This is a genomic window from Taibaiella helva (assembly GCF_003545695.1).
GTDB lineage: Bacteria > Bacteroidota > Bacteroidia > Chitinophagales > Chitinophagaceae > Taibaiella > Taibaiella helva.
Genome location: NZ_QUZZ01000007.1, coordinates 77,889 through 96,626, shown reverse-complemented (window position 1 = coordinate 96,626; position 18,738 = coordinate 77,889). Strand labels below are relative to the sequence as shown.

Here is an 18,738-nt window from a genome sequence, read left to right as displayed (position 1 = left end):
TCTGCTAAAAATTGGTTGTTAATACGATTCCTTAATAACTGCTCGCTGCTGCGACCTCGGCTTCTGTTGCTTCCTCTTCAGAGACCCTGGGACCTGCCCTGCCGGTTACTTTCTCCTGCAGGAACTGGAAGATCACGAACAGCACCGGTATAATGAATACACCCAGGATAACGCCGGTAAGCATACCACCTACGGCACTCCACCCGATAGAATGGTTACCCATGGCTGAAGCGCCTGAAGTCCATACCAGCGGCAGCATACCCACCACGAAGGCGAAAGAGGTCATCAGGATCGGACGCAGCCTGAGCCTTGCCGCTTCCAGCGCCGACTCCAGCAGCCGCATACCGGCTCTTCGTCTTTGCACGGCAAACTCTACGATCAGGATCGCGTTCTTGGCGAGCAGACCGATCAGCATGATCAAGCCTACCTGGACATAGATATTGTTGTCGATGCCAGCCATACCGATGAACAGGAACACGCCTAAGATACCGGTGGGTACCGACAAGATCACCGCCAGCGGCAGGATATAGCTTTCGTACTGCGCCGCCAGCAGGAAGTACACAAAGATGATGCTCAGCACGAAGATGAAGGCGATCTGGTTGCCGGTCTTGATCTCCTCACGGGTCATACCGGTCCACTCGTAAGCATAGCCGCGCGGCAGCGATTTCTTCGCGGTCTCTTCGATGGCTTTGATCGCATCGCCCGTACTGTAGCCCGGCTTGGGCGCGCCATTGATGGTTACGGCATTGTACAGGTTGTTACGGGTTACCGTCTCAGGACCATATTCGCGTTTCAGCGTTACCATGGTATTGGCAGGCACCATTTCTCCTTTGTTGTTCTTCACGTAGATGCCGTTGAGCGACTGGATATCGGAACGGTAAGGCACATCAGCCTGCGCCATTACCCTGTAGTACTTACCAAAGCGGTTAAAGTCTGAAACAAAGCTACTACCGTAGTACACCTGCAGGGTCTGCAGCAGCTCGCTGATCGGAACACCCAGCTGCATCGCTTTCATATTATCGATCTCGATCTTGTACTGCGGGTTACCGGCAGCAAAAGTGGTGAAAGCCGCTGCGATCTCCTTGCGCTTCATCAGCTCGCCGATAAAGGCCCAGGCATTGTTGCCCAGATCCTGCAGAGAGCCGTTGGAACGATCCTGCAGCATGAACTCGAAACCGCTCACGTTACCGAAACCCTGTACGGTGGGGAAGGTGAAGAAGAAGGTATTGGCGTCTTTCACGCTGCTCACCTTCTGGGCCAGCGAGTTGGCAATGGCATTGATATCCTCAACTTTGCCCCTTTCCCCGTGCGGCTTCACACGGACAAAGCCGGCGCCGTAAGGCGATGCATTCGCATTGGAGATAAAGTTCAGACCATCGATCACATAACGGTTCTGTGTAGCAGGCTCTGTTTTTACAATGCTGTCGATCGCGGCCATAGCCTTGTGCGTCCGTTCCAGCGAGCTACCCGGAGGTGTGTTCACTGCGTACAGGATAAAGCCCTGGTCTTCGGTCGGGATAAAGCCGGTGGGCGCGTTTTTCATCATGATGAAAGTAGCGGCAGCAATCACGGCCAGGCCACCTACTGCGATCCATTTACGGCGTATGAGGAAACGCAGGGCATGTCCGTACCTGGTGGTCATCGTTTTGAAGCCGGCATTGAAGGCGGCAAAGAAACGTGCCATAAAGCCTTTCTTCGCATGCTTATCCCCTTCTTCACCATGATGCGTATCCTTCAGGAACAGGGCGCAGAGCGCCGGACTGAGGGTTAAGGCATTCAGCGCCGAGATCAGGATCGCGGTAGCCAGGGTAAAGGCAAACTGCCGGTAGAATACGCCCGCCGGACCCTGCATAAAACCTACGGGCACAAACACCGCGGCCATAACCAGCGTGATCGAAATGATGGCGCCGGAGATCTCGTTCATCGATTGTATCGTAGCTTTTCTCGGCGACAACCGTGTTCGCTCCATCTTCGAGTGTACCGCTTCCACCACTACGATGGCATCATCCACTACGATACCAATAGCCAGCACCAGGGCGAACAGGGTCAGCAGGTTGATGGTAAAGCCAAACAGCTGCATGAAGAAGAAGGTACCGATGATGGCTACAGGCACCGCTATCGCCGGGATCAACGTAGAACGGAAGTCCTGCAGGAAGAGAAACACCACAAGGAATACCAGTATGAAGGCAATGACCAGTGTCTCCACCACCTGGTGTATAGAAGCATCCAGGAACTCTTTGGAGTTGTACATGATGGTCGCCTTGACGCCTTTGGGCAATTCAGCGGAGAATTGTTTCACCTGGCGTTCGGCTTCGGTGAGAATGTCGTTCGCATTCGAACCCGCCGTCTGGAATACAGCGAAGCCCGAAGTCGGTCCACCGTTCAAACGGCCCATAGAAGAATAAGTGTACGCGCCGAATTCCACACGGGCCACATCTTTCAGGCGCAGCATAGAACCATCAGCGTTGGCCTTGATGATGATGTTCTCATAATCTTCGTTCTTATTCAGCTTACCTTTGTATTTCAATACATATTCAAACACTTCCTTGCTGCCTTCGCCGAAACGGCCGGGGGCGGCTTCCACACTCTGGTCGCGGATTGCCCGGGTGACATCGCCGGGCGACAGGTTGTTGGCGGCCAGGCGATCGGGGTTGAGCCAGATACGCATGGAATAGTCCTTGGAACCGAAGATCTGCGCCTGGCCTACGCCCGGGATACGTTGTACCTGCGGAATGATGTTGATCTTGATATAGTTCTGCAGGAAGGTCTCGTCGTAATTGCTGTCGGTGCTCGACAGGGCTACGAACATGATGATACTGTTCTGTTGCTTCTGGGTCGAGATACCCGCCTGCACTACTTCCTGGGGTATCTGGCTGGTCGCCTTGGATACACGGCTCTGCACGTTTACCGCAGCAATATCAGGATCGGTCCCCTGCTTGAAGTAAACAGTCAGCGTCATGGTACCGTCATTATTGGAGTTGGAGGTCATGTAGGTCATGTTCTCCACCCCGTTGATGGCTTCTTCCAGCGGCGTAGCCACCGAACGGGCTACCACCTCGGCGTTGGCGCCGGGATAAGCGGCTGTTACCAGCACGCTGGGCGGCGCAATGTCGGGGAACAGCGTAATGGGCAGGGAGAGCAGGGAAAGCCCGCCCAGCAAGAGCAGAATAATAGAAACAACGGTCGATAGTACCGGTCTTTCAATGAATTTCTTGAGCATGAACGTATGTTTTTACAGCTGCCAGGCAGCTCGATTGGGGCAAAAAAGATTCAGGAACGCCGACTTTCGTCAACGTTATTCACCAGGCCACCGGCCGGGGAATGCAGGCTGTAATACACTACAGGAGCAGCGCTACAGCTTAAGCTTGCAATGGAAAAAGAGCGGGTGCGTGTACTTACAGCGCTTTTGTCTTCATCAGGCTGTCGGCGCTCACCATCTGCGGCGCGATCACCACGCCATCTCTCAGGTTGCCGATACCCGACAGCACGATCTTGTCGCCGCTGCGTACACCATTGTCCACGAAATAATAGTTGGCGGTCTTACCCAGGATATGGATCGGCTTGCTCGTTACTTTATTGCTGTCGGCAAGGGTATAAACAAATACTTTATCCTGTATCTCGAAGGTTGCTTCCTGCGGAACGATCAGCGCCGACTGGAACAGCTGGGGTATCCGGATCTTACCGGTGTTACCGCTTCTCAGCATGCCATTGTCATTGGAAAAGGTAGCCCTGAAGCTGATCGCACCCATCGTTTTGTCGAACTGACCTTCGATCGTCTCGATCTTTCCTTTCTGTTCAAAGACGCTGTTGTCGGGCATCACCAGCTCTACCTCGGGCACCTGCTTCACTTTTTCTTCCAGCGTGGCGCCCGGGAATTTATTCTTGAAAGCGATAAAGTCCTGCTCGCTCATAGAGAAGTAAGCGTATATTTTCTTTACATCCGACAATACGGTCAGCGGTTGTGTTTCGCCACGGCCCACCAGGCTTCCGGTCTTGAAAGGAATGCGGCCGATGTAACCGCTTACCGGTGCAGCTATCAGGGTGTAGCCCACATTGATCTGTGCGCTGCCCACCATGGCGCGTGCTTGCGCTACCGCCGCTTTAGCAGCCTCGTAATTGGCTCTGGCAGTCTTCAGCTGTACTTCAGATACCACTTTATTGGCCACCAGGGGCTGCAGGCGATCGATCTCCACCTGCTCTTTTTCCATATTGGCCTGGGCTGCCATCAGCGAAGAACGGGCATTGTTCAGCTGTTCGCTGTATACCCTTTCATTGATCTTAAACAGGGGCTGGCCGGCCTTTACAAAAGCGCCTTCATCAACATAGATCTTTTCCAGGTAACCATCTACCTGCGGGCGGATCTCCACATTGACAGTGCCTTCCAGTGCGGCAGGAAACTCCTGGTAAGTAGTTGCGGGCGCCGTTACGATAGCCATCACCGGCAATTGGGCCGGGGGGGCTGCTGTTTCGGCGGGTTTGGAAGCGCAACTATAGAGCAATACCAGGAGACTGAATAGAGGGACAAGTTTCATAACAGTAATAAATTATTTAACAATGTTAAGTATGAGAAATAAACATTCCCGCAGATCTATTGCATAGGTTAACAGTAAATACGGGAAGATGTGCTGGCGCCTTAGGTCTATCGGCTTGGTTCGGGGTAATTATGACAGTTGAGGAACGGGGGTAAGCGCGTGGTTTATCGGGGTTGCGGTCTATGGATCTTCATAGGTCGTCAATGTGCTGTTGGTTGATTCATACGATTTATGTCTATTGGTTGTGTTTTTGGCCCTTATTGCGGCATCCGGCTTATCCCGGATCCTGTTATTTTATTTAACGGCGTTAATTGAAACGGTCAAAAAAATTTTACTTCGAGATCACATTAATAATTCCGGTGATCGCATCGGACAATACTCTCTGGTTGATCTCATCCGAGACGCCCTGGCGTACGATATTGATCGAGATGAGGCCATGCACTACCGACCAGAAGGTATAATACCATTTACAGATGTAGTCGTCGCTTGGGTTCTTCTCTTTGGTCAGCTCCCGCATCACATCCCAGATCAGGTCGGATGGCTTGGCTACATCATCGCTGAGGGTTACCTGGTCCATACAGCAGTTCATTTCCACACCAAACATCAACTGGTAAAACTCTTTCTCGGCAAAGGCAAAATCCCAGTAAGCCATCCACATCGCTTCCAGCTGTTTGGCCGGCGTATCGTGCCTGGCCTTCGCCTTCTGCATCTCCATGGATAAGAGCGTAAATCCCTTTTTCGTCACTTCCGAAAGGAGAGCATCCTTATTCGAAAAATATTCGTAAATAATAGGGGCGGTGTACTCTATTTTATCTGCAATTTTACGCATACTCAGCGCCTGCCACCCTTCTTCTTTTCCTATTGTTAGCGCTGCGTCAAGAATATTACATCTTGTTTCCTCTTTTAAACGCAGGATACGGTCTTTGCTTCCCATCACTGTAATTTTACAATCCTAAAATATTTAACACCGTTAAGCAAAGGTAATATCGCGAAAAGCGATTCACCAAATTTTGCACAACGAAAAATGAAATTATAACCTGATAGTTCTATAATATTTTCTGATAACTACTGTAAAACAAATAGTTATCTAAAAGGTTGAGGATAGTATCAACTATTTTATTATTGCAAACATACGGTTATCCGCCGACAATTGTCCTGCATAATAATGTCGGCCGGCCAGGCCGGCAGGATTGATCTGTCGGCTTAATTGAGGGAAGGGTTGGAAGGTATCCGTTGTTGAAACCTATTTTTAGAAAAGCCGATCAGGGAAAGCGTAATGGCGCCGATAATGATCAGCAAACCGGCTTCTATGTAGGACAGGAACGTAGACCCCCGTGCGATGCTGACCATATCTGCCTTCAGGTCCCTGCCCTCTCGTGACTGTATCTGCAGCAGCTCATTCAGGTTTTTAAGTGTGTTCCTGAAATATTGTTCCTGCTGCGGGGAAGCAAGAAAAAGCTTCATATTCGATTTTAAGGAATGCAGGTGAGTGCTTTCCTGCTTTGTCAATACTGTCTGCTCATATTTGCTCATCAGCATGGCAATAGCAGCATTGTATTGACTTGCGGTGTTGGTGTGGCCATCCGTCGCCCGGACCTGCTCTCTTTGCTTGTACACATATTCGCGAAGCTCGAAAATATAGGTTGAAGGCAGCAGCCGGTCCTCATAGATCGAAGTGGCTGCCTTCTCGATATGCCCATAATTGGACTGGTTCACGATATTATTGAGCAACAAGCAAACCAGGAGGGCGGCAAGCAGCAGGCCTACCCTGGTTTTATAACGGAGCTGTTGAAGCAAATTCATAGCAGATCATTTTAACAATAAAGACGGATAAGCTTGTGTCCTTAAAGTTAATCATTTTACGTGGCATTAAAGGCGATAAGGTCTTTTCCAAATCACCGGAACAGCAGGATAACCCAATGCATTGTGGGAGAATAGATTTCAGAACAGGATCACTGTTTCCGTGGCAAAAAGGTGGCCTGGAGCGCCAGGAGCTTCCATACGCTTTGTTGCTTTACATAGGTTTCGGTGGTGCGTTCCCATAGCTCTTCGGGTGCAGCGGCTGCGCTGCGAACGATCTTAATGTGTACGAGCGCAGTGAGTACGGCTGTATTATCATTAATGATCACTTGCTGGTCTTGTGGCGCAAATTCGGGAAACTGCAGGGAAGGGTTCAAGGCAAAGCCGTTGATGAATTTATCTTTGTTCCATAGCTCGGCGGTGGCTGAGGTGAAGATAAAATCATTCTTTAATGATTCGCGCAGGGGGGCGCCATTCTTGTCTTTAACAGCTTCCATAATGGTGCGGTGTAATTGAATGATCGTTTGTTGCATAGTTGTTGGTTTTTTATTTTGTGCATGAAGTTGGGATTGAAATAAAAGCAATAATGACAGGATTATGGCCCGGGTCGCTTTTTTCATAGCTATCTTTTTATCGCCGAAGGTAAAGCAGGCGACAGCGTTGGTTCTATAACCCAGGTTATAATCGTTAAACAGTGGTATTGATTTTCGCAAGTCTTTTGCGAATCCTGCTGAGAGAGGGCTGTTTAATGCCGATGTAGGAAGCCAGATGATAGAGTGGCACGCGCTCCAGTAAGTGGGGATGCGTTCTGGCCAGGTTGGTGTAGCGTTCGGCTGGCTTTTCGAGCAGCAACATTTCACTGCGCAGCTGTGAGACTATATACAGGTTTTCAGTTGCAATACGTCCGAACCGTTCCCAGGCAGGGCTATTGGCAAACAGGTATTGCAGATGTTGATAACTGATCGTTATCAATTCGGTGTCTTCGAGTGCTTGTATCCATTGCCTGCTGGCCGTTTGCGTAAGAAAGCTATGGTAAGCTTTGGGCCATTGACCTTCTATATAAAAGGCTGTATTGATCTCCTCGCCTTCCACCAGATAATAAGCACGTAGTAACCCTTTTACTACAAATCCTATTTCGCGGTATACTTTTCCTTCTTCTACAAAGTAAGCCGATTTGGCCAATGTCTTGAGTCTCAGCCCTGGCGCACACAATTGCCAGTCTTTATCCCCGATGGGACTGATCTTATTAACGACATCGCGAAATAGTTGAAATGATGTATGCAAAATAGAACATTAAGCAATAAAGATAAACCCTTTTGATTATCTGCGCACAAAAGGGTCAACGGGAGTATTAGCTCAAAATCCTAAAATATAAAAGGACGTCTCATCATTTTTGAGACGTCCTCGTTTCAATGCTTTTTATCCGTTCTTATGATTTCCGGCTGAGGCTGACCAGCTGGGGCTCCTCGTCGGCGGAACCTCCGCGATCGGCGGCGTGCTCAGGGATTACGACACCTACCCTTATCGCCTTCAGGCCATTGACACCCTGCAGCTCTTCCAGCTCCAGGAATTCAATTTCATCGGCCAGTATGTGCTGGTCCTGCAGGTAGTGGATGTGCGACAGGTATTCCTCCACATCCTTGGGCTGGAAATAAACCATTGCAATCTTTCCCGGCTGGGTCAGGCGCTCGTTGGAATCCTTGATCAGCACCTTATCGATCCGCTTTTTGATCATCTCATAGCGGATGTTGTAAGCGCCTTCCACATCAAAACGGTGCTCGTCGCTGCGGAAGCTGATATCGATCGTATTGGCGTGCACAAAGATGAGCTGGGTGGTCTCCAGCCTGCGGGGTAGCTCGGCCTGCAGGCTATGGGTAAGCCTGGCAATAATCGCCATAGAGTTGAGCTGCCACAGGCGCAGGTTTTTCAGGTACAGCGGGTGGAACTCCCTGTCGGGGGTTATGGACTGGCCGATGTAAATATCGTATTCGATACCGTCGCTCCTGAATTTTTCAAAGTAACAAGGATAAGTGCCCTGTATCTCTACGTTCATCTGCTCCAGCAGGTTGCCGATAGTGCGGTTCAGCATCTGCAGCGATTCTTCGAGCGCCCTGCGGTTGTTGTGGGCCACACCGCCAGGCGCAATCGCCGTAAAGTAGTGATCGATGATCGAGGCCGTGCGGGGATGCGTCAGCCGGAAATGTCCCAGGAAGGGCATCACCTCTTCTTCAAAGTAGAGGTTCAGCTGGAATTCATCGTCGGAAGAGATGAAATCCCGGATCTGCTCCAGCCATTTGCCGCTCTTGAAGATCATTTCGCTCGTAAGCCCCATATCACGGTGATCGCGCAACTGGTCCAACGTGCTGATGAGGATCTCCAGCTGGCGCTGCATATCCAGCCTCAGCGCGTTGTTCCGTTCCAGCGTGGAATTGCGGATATCGATCGCGCCGTACAGCGGGTACACATCCGAGAAATATACCTGGGCTACTTCCGCTTTGGGGTCCAGCTTACGCTGCTGGAGGTAGTCGAATGCGATTTCGTTGAAGCGCCACTCTACCGACGGCTGCAGCGAAGTGAATTTTTCCTTTACAGTATTATCCAGTGTAATGTTGTAGTCATCGATGGTGGTTTGTAACAGCTGTTCCAGCAACGGGATAGCGGGCTCCAGGGCCGAGAGCATGTTTTCGTTCAAGGCATTCTTTTCCCTGCTGTATACGGTAAGGATGCCAACGAGCTGTTTCTGGAAAAAGATCGGCAATACGGCAAGGCCTTCCACACCGATTTCCCGCAGCAAGGGATAAAAGTCGTCTTCGCCGGCGATCACCTCACTTACATTCTTGCGGAAAATGATCTGCGGGTCGGCCGAATAACGCTGGATGGTTTCTACATAGGCGTTCATCGACATGTTGTAGCGGTTACACACCTGCTGCATATTCTCATTGAGGTTGTCAAAGCAATTGGTCACCAGCCTGCCGTTCAGCTTGATCACGGGTGTCAGCTCCACATCAAGCAGGTTGTTTCCCATGAGCTCTTTCAGGGAGGCGGTGATATCGCCATAGATCATCTGTCCGGGTGCCAGGTTCACGATCACATCCTTGATGTGGTCCAGCACATGCTGCACCGTGATATCTTTGATACCGATAATGGCAAAACCGTTGAAGCGGAAGCGATCCAGCGGGAGGAACCGCTGCAGGATCTCCAACGCACCATACTTGCTGTCTTCCGATAACCTGATGTTCTCAAAATTGATCTCCGGCAGCACATCTTCATAATCCACATCGAGAAAGCGGGTATCCACTTCGAGCCGGTAATACTTGTTCAGCCCGGTATGCTCGTCGCGGATATGATGGACCATTTCGTTCTGTACCGGTGCAAAGGAAAAGCCGTAAAGTTTCTGTAAAGCCAGGCTGTAAATATTCGCCAGGCGCATTTTACGTTTGTCTTCGAGGTCTATTGCCGGCACCATTTCCTTCTTGATGCCGCCCCTGCCGTCTTCCAGGAAGCTGTATAAGGCATTGGTGCCAAAGAACAGCTGCGGGTTGAAGGGCACCGAAAGCGCCCAAAGGTCTTCGTTCTCATCGACGATAGGCGCCGCCAGAGTAATATAGATCAGCTCAAACACCTCGCGATACGCTTCCACCTGGTCCAGGGGAATTTCCTGGTCCCAGCCGGGAAAGGCCATGATGCGGTCGACCACATACCGGAGCTGCTTTACGCGCATCCCGGTGCCGCCCTTATCTATTTTTTCCTTCAGGAAGCGGACGAAAGGCACCAGGGAAAGCGTCGATTCCACCCGCTGGAAGGGAAACTCGTTATCAATTAAATTTAAAAGATTGGTCTTCATTGTTCTGTTTATTTTTAGCGGCCTCTTCCGCTTCTTAAAAACGGAAACCCATCGCAAAGCTGGGATACCAGCCTTCCTCTGAATACGCCATATTGAACCGGAATATAGCCAGGTTGGCCGGAGAAAGGTATAAGCCCACCCCGGCGCCATTGTGCCATTTGCCCGACTGCTCGCCGCTCAACCATACTCTTCCTATGTCATAAAAACCCATGATCCCCAGCTGACCTTTGAATATATAATTACCGAAGTCAGCCAATGATATGCGAAGTTCCAGATTATTATACAAAGAATGCTGCCCGGCGAAGCGATATTGTCGATACCCCAATAAATTTCCCTGACCTCCCAGGAACATGGATTGGTAAAATGCTGGATTCCCGATACTTATACCACCGCCGAAACGATCGGCCAGTACGATCGTCTGGCGGGCATTCAAGCTCTTATACAAGGCCACTTCAGGCAGGATGCGGATAAAGGCCCTGGAATAGCTGTTCAGGCCGGTATAGCCCTGCACTTCGACATTGACATAGGTGCCCCATTGCGGCAGAATCTTATTGTTGCGCTGGTCGAGCGTATAGGTGACGATCAGCCCCAGGTGCGTCTTGTCTTTCTCTACTATGGCACTGTCGTAGGTGTTCAGTTTGCTGGTTTGCTCGATAAAGCGGCCGTCGTTCTCATGATCGTTAAGGTGATAGTATTCCAGGGCAGGCCCGATGCTGAAGGCGCTGCCTTTTTCTCCGCGCCAGCGAAGGGCGGTAGCAAAATCCATCAGGTTGAAACGGGTGCGGTAGTATCGCTTGAAATTACCGGTTTTGTCAAATTCCGTTTCATTGCCGCGGCCGAAGAAGTTCTGTGTATTGTCGGGCGCTTTGACATCGGCATCTACCAGCAGGTCGGCATTGCCGAAGGTCCTGATCCATTCGCCATGATAACGGATACGGAAAGCTTCTGTGGTGAAGGAATGCGACAACATGAATTGGTGCAGGGCTGCATAAGGCAGCTGCCGGAAACCTTTTTGCCGGGTAAGGCGCATGCCCAGGCCCAGGGATATGCCATCATCAGGATTGATGGCGGCGGTAATCAGCGGCAGGCTGGTATGGTAGAGGTTTACCGGGGCAAAGGCTGTGTTAAGACTATCGTCGCGCAGGTGTTTGCTCAGCTTACCCGTGCGGCCGTAGTACTGCTCTTCTTCCCGGTCGTACAATTTGATACGTTTCCGGCTGTCGATAATGTTATAAGCCTTATCGCCCTTACCGCCGATCACGCGCAGCCTCACACCCGAATGCGGTGTATTGACCACCAGGCTGTCGTTTCCTTTGCCCAGGTAGAGGCGGATCTCGCGGGTAAGGCTACGGGGGTACACCTTATCCACCAGCGTATCTTTAAGCTCGCCCGATTTATTGATCTTCCGGATGAGGAGATGGGTTGCATTCTCACCAGGCACATCTTCCGCCAGCACAAACTCATTCTTATTGCTGGTATGAATGTCTACGATATTGTTGCTGAAACGGTAATACCGTTCCATTGCCTCCGGCATGCCGTCGCGGCGCTGCTTCAGCGCGGCCAGCAGCCAGTCGTGCCGTAGCGGGTATATCTCTTTGGGCAATTGCTTCAATCCTTCTTCCAGCACGGAATCGGTTACCTGGGTCTTAAATTCCAGGCCGGCCCGGGTCCAGGTATCGTGGCTCATCTGGCTGGCAGGATGGGCGTTCAGGAAGGCAGATTTATAGAGATAATGATTGGGCCCAGCCATTACATTGCCTTTAAAGCCGTATACCCTGGGCATCACAAAGAGCCTTTTAATCAGCGTGGGTAAGATACCCTGGGTAATGTTCAGCACCATATCCCGGTCGCGGGGGATCGCAATAAAATATTTGTTTTCTCCTTTGCCGTTCTTGTTGAAGAAACGCCATTGGTCGCCATGCCGGTCCCAGTCGCCAAACAATACATCAATCATACGGGCCTTGAGAAAATTATAGGCATCATAACTGTTATCGTTGTCCTTCTGCAGGTCCTTAAGCATTTTGATATAATTCTCCGACTCGCCCAGGGGCTCTCTCTCCTCCAGCAAGCTCACCTTGCCTTCAAACAGCTTGCGGTACATGCCCAGGCTGCTGTCGGCTGCCGCCACACCGATAACCGGTGTGGAATGCGGCACCTGCAGGGCTTCGGCTACCGGCGCCACAATCAGCGCCGAATAGGGATGCTGTGCGCTGGTGGCATCGTCGAGCAATTCCCGCACAAAAGTTCCCTGGAAAGGTACCGGCACCACCAGGTCGGGCTTCTTCTCTACGGTTCGCAGGGCGTACTCTTTTCCCGAAGCATCCTTCAGGCGCAGGGAAGTAGACTGGTAGCCGCCGCCCAGCTTTGAAGGTGTCAGCCCACCGGCGATCTGCGATACCCGCAGCACCGGCAACGTGGTCGGCTGCGTCCACTCTTTACGATAATTTTTGCCGAAGACCAGCTGGTACAGCTTACCGTCGTTGGCATACGCGGCATGCGCCTGCGCCACCGTGCTGTCGCCGGTAATGGCTTTGAAAGCGGCGCCCTCCTTAGGTTTATAAGGCTTGTAAGGCCGGGTAAACTGAAAGGACTCAACTATTTTTCCTTCGCTGTAGGTATAAAAGGTAAACCGGACATCGTTGTTGACCAGCTGATCCGCCAGCACATAGCCCTGGGTCGCGGTACCGAACAAAGAATGCTTGCCTTTGATGGTATAGTTTTCCTTGGCGCCGCCACCGCTCACGATCTGGAACTGGTTATCCTTTTTGTTGTCGATCAGCTGCAGGCCGTGCTCATGGCCCGAAACATGGATCAGGTTGGGAAAATCGCGGAACACGTTGTCCACGTTTTTGATCATGAACTGGTATAAGGGATGTCTTACATCTTCGGGATTGGTAAAGTACTTACGGAATAAAGGGTAAATGCTGCCGATGCCTGGCAACGGGATGTAGAGGCTGCGGTTGACCACGGTAAGCGGGAAGATATGATCCTTCCAGGAAAAATAGCCGCCATGCGTACCATAACTCTGGAACGGGTGATGCGTAGCCAGCAGGATGGTCTTGTAACGGTTCTGGTAAAACAGCTCCTGCAAGGCATTGACCACATCCGTAGTGGAGCGGCAATCGCAATCGGCCTCCTTGTTTGTCTTATCGAAAGGATAAAGCCACCATTCGCTGTCGAGGGCGATCACCACCAGGCTATCCGATACGGGAATAGCTACCGGGTCGGGGCAGCCATCGGGCGGCACCAACTGCAGCAGCGAATCGCCCTGATCGTGCAGGAATTGCCATTGCCGCTTGATCTTGGCCAGGCCTGCCGGCCCCATGCGGTCCCAGTCGTGGTTACCGGGAATGAAATAAACAGGAGCGCCCTGCTCCCTCATTGGCTGGTATTGCGAGCGCAGGATGTCCTGCGTCTCCTTTTCTTCCGCGCTGCCGGGCAATCCCATGCCATGCGGATAGATGTTATCACCAAGATACAGGACGGTGGTCTTACCTTGTAATACCTGCGCAGCAGCATGGGGAATAACGAGCTTTTGCTGCTCGTCCATTTCCCCGGCATCGCCGATAAGGATCACCCTTGAGCGGATCGAATCCTGGGCAAACAAGGCGGTCCCGCCGGATAAGCATAAAAAAAGGCAAGTAAAAATTTGCTTCATAGGCAAGCAGCAATGGATGTTTTGGTTCGGGTTGTAAACAAAAAAACCGGGTCGACAACAGACCCGGTTTTTTTTATTTGAATATTTTTTTGGTCAGCCAGTGACTCAGGTAACCGCTGCCGATCCCCACGAGCGCTCCGGCAGCAACATCGGTGGGATAATGCCGGCCCAGCCGCATCCTGGAATAGCCGACAGAGGCCGCCCAGGCATAGGCAGGTACCGTGATGTACCATTTCTTGTATTGCAAAGATAAGGTGGTTGCCGTCGCAAAAGCAAGAGTAGTATGCCCGGAAGGAAAAGATTTTCCCTGCGATTGGGTGCTGGAATTGATCAGCTCGGGATACTTCTCGGCCGGACGCTCACGGTTGACCATGCTTTTGATACCGCCGGATACCGCAAGACAGATACCGACGCTAAGCGCCGATTCAAAACTGTTCTTTATGGCCTGCTTGTCTTTGTAAATAAGACCATAGGCCAGAGTGCCGGCACTAATGGTAGGGGCCATGTAATACACCGAATTGCTTGTCTGGAGCCAGTAAGTCTGGCCGGTGGGATTCCGGGCATTGAACTTACGCAACAGATCGATGTCCATGTTCTGGGATTGGGCCTGATGACAGACAACAGTGCACAGGCTAAAGCACACAATCACACGCTTCATACTCTAACTGGATAAGAATTTGAGGGTACTATAAATTAACGGGCCGGCTGCCGGAAGACGAACTTCAGCACAGTTCCAGATGCGGTACTACCAGCTTCGTTTGAAATGTATAGGTTGTTGTCGATATCAAAAGTTATGCCTTCGGGCTGCGGAAACAAGGCAGGGTCCAGCGCCACTACCTGTTTGGGTTGCCAGTTCTTGTCCGTAACGACCAGGGATTTATTGACCGAAGAAAGGATATACCATTCCTGTGTCTTTTTATTAAAGCTCAGCGCGGAAGGTCTGAAACCGTTTTTCTTTTTCGGCTTAAGTGTCTGTATCGCTTCCGTATTGATCTTGAAATTGCCGGTCAACGCCGGTCTTCCCTCTTCGTCCAGATGCAGTATATAACCGCTCACTGCTCCCGTCTTCCTGTCCGCACCACAATTCTTACACAAAATATAAAGGTCATCAGTAGCATCATCAGCATAAAGGCCTTCATACTCGCCTTCCGGGATCAGGCTTTCCCATTCTTTTACGGTGCTGATGGCCGCTCCTTTTGCCTCCTGAAGTGGAAAGTTAAACAAAATTCCGTCACTACGCAAAATTGTGACATATTTTTTTGTGATCCCGAGGTCCTCGTAGTCGCCGTGCTTGCCGAAATCTACTGCCGTCACCGGCTTGGGATGGCCGTTCTTCCAGTAAAAAAGCTGTCCGTCCTCATCCTCGATAGCATACATCAGCTCCTGGCTGCCGGGGGCAAAGGCAATGCCCGAAATTTCGGCCAGCTCTGCCGGCATCACGTATTTTACCGGTTTGCTGAAGTCGTAGCCCACAGGGCTTTCAATATTCTTTTCTCCTTTGCTGCAGGCCGAGAAGGCCAGCAGCACCAGTATAAGCGTCATGATCCGGTTCATAAGCGGTTCTGTTTGATCAATTGGTAGAGCTCCCGCTGGGCATGCAACGCATCTGGTGCGTCGGAAGGCCCGCCGGTATTGTTTCCCGAAGCATCCAGCGTTACAGCACTGCCGGTGTCTTCGAGCTGTATCCGCATCATTTCCTGCAGCGCCTGCTTCAGCTCCGGTGCATATACCGGGAAGCAGACTTCTATCCTGCGGTAGATATTGCGGTTCATCCAGTCGGCCGAACCCAGGTACACCCTGGGATCGCCATTATTGTGAAAGATAAAGATACGACCATGTTCGAGATAACGGTCCACAATCCTTTTAACGGTGATCCCTTCGCTGAGGCCGGGCATACCGGGCTTCAGCCGGCAAATGCCGCGTACCAGCAGCGCCACCTTCACGCCGGCTTGCGCCGCTTCATACAGCTTGTTGATCATCACCTCCTCCTCGAGGTTGTTGAGCTTGATCGCAATACCCGCCGGCTTTCCCTGCTGTGCCGCTGCAATTTCATCAGCGATCAGGCGCAGGAACACGTTCTGCAGGTTAAACTGGGCCACCAGCAGGTGTTCTGGCGCAAAGAAGCGATCGGCGGTCTCCGGCTTTCTTCTTTTGGCCAGGAAAATAAACAGCAGCTCCAGCTCGCGCAGCATGCCCTTGTGCGCCGTCATCAGGATATGGTCGGTATAGAAGCGGGCAGTACTTTCATTAAAATTGCCCGTTGCCAGCAGCCCATAGTACACATTGCGGCCTGCTACCCTCTTCCTGACCAGCGCTACTTTGGCATGTACTTTCAGTCCCGGTATGCTGTAGATGATCTTTACGCCGGCCGCTTTCATACGCTTGGACCAGCGGATGTTGTTGGCTTCGTCGAAACGGGCTTTCAGCTCCACGAACACCGTTACATTTTTCCCGTTGCGCGCCGCGCTGATCAGGGCGTTGCCGATAAGCGAATCGCCGGCCATGCGGTAGAGCGTGATGGAAATATCGGTAACTGCCGGATCGAGCGCGGCTTCATTGAAGAACTGCAATACGGTGTCGTAGCTGTGATAAGGCACATGCAGCAGCATGTCCTGCTTTTCGATACGCTCGAATATCCTTTGCGCTGAAAGGCCGCAGGGCACCGAAGGCCAGCGGTCGTAGCTGAGGCTGTCCCGCTTTACCGGGAAATCGGCCAGGTCGCGCAGGTTGTGATAAGCGCCGCCCTCCACCAGCGTAGCATGCTCCAGGTGGAAAGTCTGCACCAGCTGCTGCAGCTCGGCAGCAGGCATTTCGGCATCGTACAGCAGCCTCGTCGCCAGTCCGAGGTCCCGTATCGTGATCTGCTGCTCTATTTTCTCGGCGATATCGCCTTTGAACTCGTCGGCAAGGTCCAGCTCGGCATCCCGGGTGATCTTAAAGCTGTAGCAGCTGCGGATCTGCACGCCCGGGACCACGAAAGCCAGGTTATCTTTAATAATATCGTCGATGGTAAGCACATACTGGATACCGTCGACGGTGGCGGTATAGAAACGGCCGCATTCGGGCGAAGGAATGTTGAGGATCACCACATCTTCTTTATCGCCTTCGGTAATGCCTATAGCCAGGTAGATCTTGTTGTTTTCCGGAAAAAAATCACCGGCAGCCGAAAGGCGCACCAGCTGCAGGAAAGCAGCAAGGCGGCTGAGAAAATATTCCCTGGTGGCTGCCTTGAGCGGTTCGGGTACCGGCTGGCGGTAGACAAAGCATATCCCCTGCGCTTCGAGGGCAGGCAGAATCGCTTCCCGCAGCACACGGCCGAAAGTCTGCTGTTGCCCCGCAATGATGCGGTTCACTTCGCCCGGTATACCTTCATCCGCTTTCTCCGGCCCGTCAATGCGGCTCAGGGCCAGCAATGCCGGGATGCGCACACGGTAAAACTCATCCAGGTTGGATGAATAAATAGACAGGAACTTCAGCCGCTCCAACAGGGGCACTCCGGAACGGGTAGCTTCCTGCAGCACCCTGCCGTTGAAGGCAAGCCAGCTGATATCGCGATTGATCAGGTTCGGGTTCAAAATAAATAAGGTTTAAAGCGACTGCGCGTGTATCGCCGAAGCGATGATAAAGGCGATTACAGCCAGGATGAGGCCAAACATAAAGATACTGTAGGAAATGCGCAGCAACCGGTACTTACGACCCAACACCACGCCCTGGGAATACACATCTTTGATGAGCGAGCCGTAAAGGAATTCCCGGTCGGCCATTACCTTCCACATGCCTGATGCATACTCGTCCAGGTCCATTTTGTAGAAATTACCGAAGAACAGCAGGTTTACTTTTTTCTCCTCCACATCCCGGCTGGTGAAGATACCGCTGGGCAGGGAGGGGCGCGTCGCAAGAATGGCAAAGATGATGGCCGATACACTGACCGCCAGGATCAGGTAGGTGGGTATGGCCAGGTATTCCTGCTTGGGTATTTTACCCAGCAAAAGGCTGATCACAGCCGAAAGGATAATGGAATTGACTGTGATCATGATGTGCGCCTTATTATCGGCCATATCGCTGAGGCGCTGATTGTTGCCCGAGGTGGTACGGAACATGGTCTCGATACCCCTATCGGGTCGGTTTTTGTCTTTCTTGCCCGCAGGCGCTGTGGCGGCAGCCATTTCTGCGGCTGCGGCAGGCTCTCCGCTCGTTACCGGCGCGGCGGTGGCTGCAGCGGCCGCTTCTTCTGCTTTCCGTTTCAGCTGTTCCAGGTTTTTTGCCTTTTTATCATCCAGCAGCATGCGGCAATAGTCCGTGTGGTACTGGTGTCCCTCCAGCAGGCGAATGGTGTTTTCGCGCCAGATCTCTTTCCCGATCTTGATCCCTTTTAACAGCTCCGCTTCTTTGCGCAGCAGCTTATTGTTGTCCTGGAAGTCATCGGTACCAAAATGGAACAGGTCGGCGTCACAGACGATCTGCTCGGGCAGGGTCACAGGGGATTGGGGCATGCGGGTGGCCATAATGCAATTGCCTACGGCTGTGATCACCGCCTCAGGAACCTCATTTTGTACCAGGAACTGCTCCGCTTTTCCCTTCCCGATGGCTTCGTGGTGCACAGGATCCTCAAAATAGCCGATATCGTGAAACCAGGCGGCGGTCACTACGGTAAAATAGTCCTGGTCGCTGAGCTGGTAATGATCGGCGATCTGGCGGGCCGCGGCGACCACTCTTTCGGTGTGCTGCTGGTTATGATAGACAAGCCTTTCGCTGTGTGCAGCAGCATAAAAGTTCCGGATGAAAGCTTCCGTTTTAAAATTCAGCTCTTTATAGTCCATAAAGGAAGGGGACCGCCCGGAAGGAACCGGGGACGGCGCATTTTTCCTGACAAATATATTACCAAACCGTGTAAAAAAATCGTT

General features: G+C 51.8%; 12 protein-coding genes. All 12 read right to left on the bottom strand.

Annotated features, from left to right (window positions below):
* Window positions 1-31: 31 nt before the first annotated feature.
* The gene (locus DZC79_RS12355) at window positions 32-3,220 is read right to left on the bottom strand and encodes an efflux RND transporter permease subunit (RefSeq protein WP_118951901.1); all 3,189 of its coding nucleotides are present in this window, start codon (window positions 3,218-3,220) and stop codon (window positions 32-34) included.
* Between the two features lie 175 nt (window positions 3,221-3,395).
* Window positions 3,396-4,532: an efflux RND transporter periplasmic adaptor subunit gene (locus DZC79_RS12350; protein WP_118951900.1), complete on the bottom strand. Its 1,137-nt coding sequence runs from the start codon at window positions 4,530-4,532 to the stop codon at window positions 3,396-3,398.
* 331 nt (window positions 4,533-4,863) lie between these two features.
* Window positions 4,864-5,466, bottom strand: coding sequence for a TetR/AcrR family transcriptional regulator (locus tag DZC79_RS12345; RefSeq protein ID WP_118951899.1), 603 nt, complete (start codon window positions 5,464-5,466; stop codon window positions 4,864-4,866).
* Between the two features lie 269 nt (window positions 5,467-5,735).
* Window positions 5,736-6,335: an MCP four helix bundle domain-containing protein gene (locus DZC79_RS12340; protein ID WP_118951898.1), complete on the bottom strand. Its 600-nt coding sequence runs from the start codon at window positions 6,333-6,335 to the stop codon at window positions 5,736-5,738.
* A 149-nt stretch (window positions 6,336-6,484) separates the two neighbouring features.
* Window positions 6,485-6,865, bottom strand: a complete 381-nt coding sequence (locus DZC79_RS12335; RefSeq protein ID WP_157977100.1) for a nuclear transport factor 2 family protein — start codon at window positions 6,863-6,865, stop codon at window positions 6,485-6,487.
* Between the two features lie 154 nt (window positions 6,866-7,019).
* The gene (locus DZC79_RS12330) at window positions 7,020-7,616 is read right to left on the bottom strand and encodes a Crp/Fnr family transcriptional regulator (RefSeq protein ID WP_157977099.1); all 597 of its coding nucleotides are present in this window, start codon (window positions 7,614-7,616) and stop codon (window positions 7,020-7,022) included.
* Window positions 7,617-7,761: 145 nt separating this feature from the next.
* Window positions 7,762-10,176 carry a GAF domain-containing protein gene (locus DZC79_RS12325; protein ID WP_118951895.1) on the bottom strand — a complete coding sequence of 805 codons (2,415 nt, stop codon included), beginning with the start codon at window positions 10,174-10,176 and terminating at the stop codon, window positions 7,762-7,764.
* A gap of 34 nt (window positions 10,177-10,210) precedes the next feature.
* Window positions 10,211-13,834 (bottom strand): BamA/TamA family outer membrane protein, encoded by a 3,624-nt coding sequence (locus DZC79_RS12320; protein WP_118951894.1) that lies wholly within the window; start codon window positions 13,832-13,834, stop codon window positions 10,211-10,213.
* Window positions 13,835-13,907: 73 nt separating this feature from the next.
* Entirely contained in the window at window positions 13,908-14,492 is a 585-nt protein-coding gene (locus DZC79_RS12315) for a phosphatase PAP2 family protein (protein WP_118951893.1), read from the bottom strand.
* A gap of 35 nt (window positions 14,493-14,527) precedes the next feature.
* Window positions 14,528-15,388: an SdiA-regulated domain-containing protein gene (locus tag DZC79_RS12310; protein WP_118951892.1), complete on the bottom strand. Its 861-nt coding sequence runs from the start codon at window positions 15,386-15,388 to the stop codon at window positions 14,528-14,530.
* Window positions 15,385-17,409 (bottom strand): polyphosphate kinase 1, encoded by a 2,025-nt coding sequence (gene ppk1, locus DZC79_RS12305; RefSeq protein ID WP_118951891.1) that lies wholly within the window; start codon window positions 17,407-17,409, stop codon window positions 15,385-15,387. Before ppk1 ends, DZC79_RS12310 begins: the two co-directional genes overlap by 4 nt.
* 12 nt (window positions 17,410-17,421) lie before the next feature.
* Complete coding sequence (locus DZC79_RS12300) at window positions 17,422-18,654, bottom strand: Pycsar system effector family protein (RefSeq protein WP_118951890.1); 1,233 nt, start codon at window positions 18,652-18,654, stop codon at window positions 17,422-17,424.
* Window positions 18,655-18,738: the final 84 nt, after the last annotated feature.

Bases quoted from the DNA above. Each gene is read 5' to 3' on its own strand.
- DZC79_RS12355 (WP_118951901.1), bottom strand. From the start codon at position 3,220: ATGCTCAAGAAATTCATTGAAAGACCGGTACTATCGACCGTTGTTTCT.
- DZC79_RS12350 (WP_118951900.1), bottom strand. From the start codon at position 4,532: ATGAAACTTGTCCCTCTATTCAGTCTCCTGGTATTGCTCTATAGTTGC.
- DZC79_RS12345 (WP_118951899.1), bottom strand. From the start codon at position 5,466: ATGGGAAGCAAAGACCGTATCCTGCGTTTAAAAGAGGAAACAAGATGT.
- DZC79_RS12340 (WP_118951898.1), bottom strand. From the start codon at position 6,335: ATGAATTTGCTTCAACAGCTCCGTTATAAAACCAGGGTAGGCCTGCTG.
- DZC79_RS12335 (WP_157977100.1), bottom strand. From the start codon at position 6,865: ATGCAACAAACGATCATTCAATTACACCGCACCATTATGGAAGCTGTT.
- DZC79_RS12325 (WP_118951895.1), bottom strand. From the start codon at position 10,176: ATGAAGACCAATCTTTTAAATTTAATTGATAACGAGTTTCCCTTCCAG.
- DZC79_RS12320 (WP_118951894.1), bottom strand. From the start codon at position 13,834: ATGAAGCAAATTTTTACTTGCCTTTTTTTATGCTTATCCGGCGGGACC.
- DZC79_RS12315 (WP_118951893.1), bottom strand. From the start codon at position 14,492: ATGAAGCGTGTGATTGTGTGCTTTAGCCTGTGCACTGTTGTCTGTCAT.
- DZC79_RS12310 (WP_118951892.1), bottom strand. From the start codon at position 15,388: ATGAACCGGATCATGACGCTTATACTGGTGCTGCTGGCCTTCTCGGCC.
- DZC79_RS12300 (WP_118951890.1), bottom strand. From the start codon at position 18,654: ATGGACTATAAAGAGCTGAATTTTAAAACGGAAGCTTTCATCCGGAAC.